The 4,699-nt window shown below is 69.5% G+C and carries 4 protein-coding genes; 3 read left to right on the top strand and 1 reads right to left on the bottom strand.

What is annotated here, in order from left to right:
- Positions 1-156 precede the first annotated feature (156 nt).
- Both ACFR9S_RS08935 and ACFR9S_RS08930 read left to right on the top strand, forming a co-directional pair.
- Positions 157-1,101 (top strand): ABC transporter ATP-binding protein, encoded by a 945-nt coding sequence (locus ACFR9S_RS08935; RefSeq protein WP_379731976.1) that lies wholly within the window; start codon positions 157-159, stop codon positions 1,099-1,101.
- Entirely contained in the window at positions 1,098-1,991 is an 894-nt protein-coding gene (locus ACFR9S_RS08930) for an ABC transporter permease (RefSeq protein ID WP_379731975.1), read from the top strand. Before ACFR9S_RS08935 ends, ACFR9S_RS08930 begins: the two co-directional genes overlap by 4 nt.
- Before the next feature lie 401 nt (positions 1,992-2,392).
- Here ACFR9S_RS08930 and gnd read toward each other — a convergent pair whose 3' ends face one another.
- Positions 2,393-3,292: a phosphogluconate dehydrogenase (NAD(+)-dependent, decarboxylating) gene (gnd, locus tag ACFR9S_RS08925; protein ID WP_379818446.1), complete on the bottom strand. Its 900-nt coding sequence runs from the start codon at positions 3,290-3,292 to the stop codon at positions 2,393-2,395.
- Positions 3,293-3,417: 125 nt separating this feature from the next.
- Here gnd and ACFR9S_RS08920 point away from each other — a divergent pair, with 125 nt between their 5' ends.
- The gene (locus ACFR9S_RS08920) at positions 3,418-4,521 is read left to right on the top strand and encodes an aminopeptidase (protein ID WP_379732738.1); all 1,104 of its coding nucleotides are present in this window, start codon (positions 3,418-3,420) and stop codon (positions 4,519-4,521) included.
- Positions 4,522-4,699: the final 178 nt, after the last annotated feature.

Raw genomic sequence — 4,699 nt, 5'->3', positions numbered from 1 at the left:
GGCTAACACCGGTCGACGACCCCGAGACGGCCGCGCGCTACGCGGCCGAAGTCGAGCGTGTGGCGGCGGAACACGACCCCGAAGACGTACTCTGAGCGATAGTTACGCCGGCGACGCAGCCGAAACCCTTTATCCGGAACCGGGGCAAGCCGCCCCATGGCCGCCATCGAACTCGACGGGGTGACGAAACGGTTCGGCGACGTGACCGCCGTCGACGGGCTCGATCTGACGGTGGAGGAGGGCGAGGTGTTCGGCTTCCTCGGCCCGAACGGCGCCGGGAAGTCGACGACGATTAACGTCCTGCTCGACTTCGTGCGCCCCACCGCGGGGCGGGTGGAAGTGCTCGGGATGGACCCCCAGCGCGAGAGCGTCGCGGTTCGGGAGCGCACCGGCGTGCTCCCGGAGGGGTTCTCCGTGTACGACCGCCTGACCGGGCGGGAACATCTGGAGTTCGCGATCGAGTCCAAAGATGCCGACGCGGACCCCGACGCCGTGCTCGATCGCGTCGGCCTCGCCGGCGACGGCGACCGCAAGGCCGGCGGCTACTCGAAGGGGATGGCCCAGCGCCTCGCGCTCGGGATGGCGCTGGTGGGCGATCCCGATCTGTTGATCCTCGACGAGCCCTCCTCCGGGCTCGACCCCGCGGGGGCGAAGGAGATGCGCGATATCGTCCGCGAGGAGGCCGACCGGGGGGCGACGGTCTTCTTCTCCAGCCACGTGCTCGGGCAGGTCGAGGCGGTCTGTGACACCGTGGGGATCCTGCGGAACGGCGAACTCGTCGCCAAGGACTCCGTCGAGGGGCTGCGCGAGGCGGTCGGCTCCGGCGCGACGCTTTCGATCACCGCCGACGGCGTCACGGACGAGGATCTCGACGCGGTGCGCGCGCTCGACGGCGTCGACGCCGCCTCGACCGACGGCGCGACCGTGACGGTCCAGTGCGACCCCGAGGCCAAGACCGCGGTCATCGGCGCGCTCGAGGACGCCGGCATCGCCGTCGAGGACTTCTCGACCCGCGAGTCGTCGCTCGAGGACCTGTTCCTCGCGTACACCGAAGGTGACACGCCCGACGATGGCGGGGAGGCCGAGGAGGTGGACGCATGAGCTGGGAGGCCGTCGCCCGGAAGGACTTCCGGGACGCGGTGCGCTCCCGGTGGCTCTGGGTGCTGTCGGCGCTGTCGATTCTGGTGTTCGCCGGCGCCGCGATCGGCCGGCTCTACGTCGGCGGCGGCCCCCAGGGCGGCGGGGGCGGCGTGCTCCGCACGTTCCTCTTCTTCCTCAAACAGGGGACGGCGATCATCATCCCGCTGACGGCGCTCGTCGTCGCCTACGGCTCGATCACGCGCGAGCGGGAGTCGGGCACGATCAAGCTGCTGCTCTCGCTGCCTCACTCGCGTGACGACGTGGTGCTCGGGAAGTTCTTCGGTCGCAGTGCGGTCGTCAGCCTCCCGGTGTTGATCGGCTTCTTCGTCGCGCTGCTCGCGCTGCTGCCGGCGGCGTCGGGGCTGGACATCCTCGTCTACGTCGAGTTCGCGCTGCTGACCGCGCTGCTGGGGGTCGTGTTCGTCGGCATCGCCGTCGGCGTCTCCGCGGCCGCGAACACGAACCAGCAGGCGCTTGTCGGCGCCGGCGGGCTGTTCGCGACGTTCTGGTTCCTCTGGAACTTCTTCGTCACCGGCGTCAACCGCGCGGCGACCGAGTTGTTCGGCCTCTCGACGCCCCAGCAGTTCCAGCTCCGGCTGGCGCTGAAGATCCTCAACCCGATTCAGGCGTACAAGTCGCTGGTCGACAGCCTGTTCATGAGCGATCTGGAGGCCCGCATCCGGATGTTCAGCCTGCTGCTGGGGATGATCCCGAACCAGCAGGCTGCGCAGGCGCTCGGCCCCGAGCTCTCGCCGATGTTCGCCGACGGCGTCGTCCTGCTCGCGATGCTGCTCTGGCTGGCGGTCCCGCTCGCGGTGGGGATCGTCTGGTTCCGCGACGCCGACCTGTAACGGTCGGCTCCCGGCACCCAGTAACGAACGGGGATGTCGGAGGGGTTTTCAGTCAGCGGCGGGGAGTACAGGTGACGGCACGGACAGCGGGAGCCTTTCGCCCTCGTGGTTTCCACGGGGGTTCTCCTGTTGCCCTACCCCGTCGTTCAACGACCCTGAGCGACGGCTCTCCCGACGATAGAACGCGCAGCGGATCACTTTACGATCGTTCCGAGGCTGTTTACCGGCGCGCCGTCGGTGTGCCGTTACCCCGACTTCGCTCCTTGCTCGCGGGTCGTCCCTCCCCGCTCGCTTTCGAGGCTGTTTGCCGGCACACCGTCAGTGTGCCGTTTGCCAGCCTCGCTCGCTTTCGAGGTCGGTTTTCCGCTCGCTCCTCCGTCGCTCGCGTTGCCCCGACCTCGCTACTCTCGCTTCACGTCGTGCCGCCCGAACCCGTAGCGCAGCCGGTTCGCGAGCCGCCGGGAGAACCGCCCCTCATCGGGCGCCCGCGAGCCGAACCGCTCGGCCAGCGCCTGATAGATCAGCGGCACCGGGGTCTCCTGCTCCAGCGCCTCCTGGACGGTCCACGTGCCCGTGGAGCCGCCGGCGACGTGGTCGGCGACGTCGCCGAGGTCGTTCCCCTCCTCGCGGAACGCCTCCTCGCAGAGTTCGAGCAGCCACGAGCGGATCACGGCGCCGTTGTTCCACGTCCGCGCGACGGCTTCGAGATCGAGGTCGTACCGGCCGTTCGCGAGCAGTTCGAACCCCTCGCCGTAGGTCTGCATCAGCGCGTACTCGACGCCGTTGTGGATCATCTTCACGTAGTGGCCCGACCCGGAGGGACCCATGCGCTCGTGGCCGGCGTTCCCGGTCGCGACGGCGTCGAAGACCGGTACCATCGCCTCGTAGGCCCACTCCGGGCCGCCGATCATCAGCGAGAAGCCGAGGTGTGCGCCCGCGGGGCCGCCGGAGGTGCCGCAGTCGAGGTAGGCGGCGTCGACCTCCTCGGCCCGGCGCACCGACGCCTCGAAGTGGGAGTTCCCGCCGTCGACGATCACGTCCTCCTCGCCGACGTGGGGTTCGAGGTCGGCGAGCGTGGCGTCGACGGGGTCGCCCGCCGGCACCATCAGCCAGATCCGCTTCTCCTCGCCCAGTCGGTCACAGAGGTCCGCGGCGCTGTCGGCGGCGGTCGCGCCCGCCTCGGCGGCCTCGGCGGTCGCCTCCGCGCTCAGGTCGAACGCCACCACGTCGTGGCCCGCGTCGAGGGCTCGGTCGACGACGATCTGTCCCATCCGTCCGAGTCCGATGACGCCCAGTTCCATACCCGAGGCTGTGAGGGCACGCGTGTAGCCGTTGCGGTCCCGGGCGGTCGCGGAACTGCCCGATCGCCGCGGGCGGTCGACCGCGTCCCGCGGGTGTTTTCCCGGATGGCACCGATCCGGCAGCCATGGACGAACGCATCCGCGAACACGCGAGGACGCTAGTCGACTGGAGCGCCCGGATCGAGGCGGGCGACGACGTGGTGCTCTCCGTCGCCGAGGGGGCCCACGAACTCGCCGTCGCCGTCGCCGAGGAGCTCGGCGTGCGCGACGCGAACCTCGTCACGCTGTACGGCTCCAGCGAGGTGGATCGGGCGTACACGCGGGCCCACAGCGGCGAGTTCGACGAGGACCCCGAGTACGAGCGCGCGCTGTACGAGCACGCCGACGCGGTGCTCCGCCTCGGCGGCGGCCGGAACACGACGGAGGGCGCCGACGTACCCGCCGAGAAGCGACAGGCGAAGGGCCGTGCCCGGCAGGGGATCCGCGAGGCGCGGATGGACACCGACTGGGTGTCGACGGTCCACCCGACCCGCGCGCTGGCCCAGCAGGCCGGCATGAGCTACGCGGAGTACCAGGAGTTCGTCTACGACGCCGTCCTGCGTGACTGGGAGGAACTGGCCGACGAGATGGCGACGATGAAGGAACTGCTGGACGAGGGGAGCGAGGTCCGGATCGTCAAGGAGGACACGGATCTCACGATGTCGATCGAGGGCCGGACCGCAGTGAACTCCGCCGCGAGCGTCGCCTACGACTCCCACAACCTCCCCTCAGGCGAGGTGTTCACCGCGCCCCACGCCACCGAGGGCGAGGTGTTCTTCGACGTGCCGATGACGATCAACAGCCAGCGCGTCCGGAACGTCCACCTCACCTTCGAGGACGGCGAGGTCGTCGACTTCGCGGCCGAGCAGAACGAGGACGCGATCGCCGAGGTGCTCGACACCGACGAGGGCGCTCGGCGACTCGGCGAACTCGGGATCGGGATGAACCGCGGCATCGACCGCTTCACCGACAGCATCCTCTTCGACGAGAAGATGGGCGATACGGTGCATCTGGCAGTGGGGCGTGCCTACGAGTCGAACTTCCCCGAAGGCAGCGAGGGCGAGGCGAACGACTCGGCGGTCCACGTCGACATGATCACCGACATGAGCGAGGACTCGCGGATGGAGATCGACGGCGAGGTGGTGCAGCGTAACGGGACGTTCCGGTGGGAAGACGGGTTCGAGGGCTGAGTTGGTGTAGTCGGTTCGGGCAGTTTTCTCTGGACCACTGCCACTACTGCGAACGACACCGCGGAGTGAGCATGACCACTTGCGACCGCACCGCCCCGCACAGCCCTCAGGCCTCCCCAGCCGACTCCCTCGTTCACTCCGTTCACTCGGTCGTCCCTCGCGCTCGGTTCGCGCACGG

It is taken from the genome of Halolamina salina (assembly GCF_042678005.1).
Lineage (GTDB): Archaea > Halobacteriota > Halobacteria > Halobacteriales > Haloferacaceae > Halolamina > Halolamina salina.
Note: the sequence above shows the minus strand (reverse complement) of the source record. Positions and strands in the feature narration are given on the sequence as shown.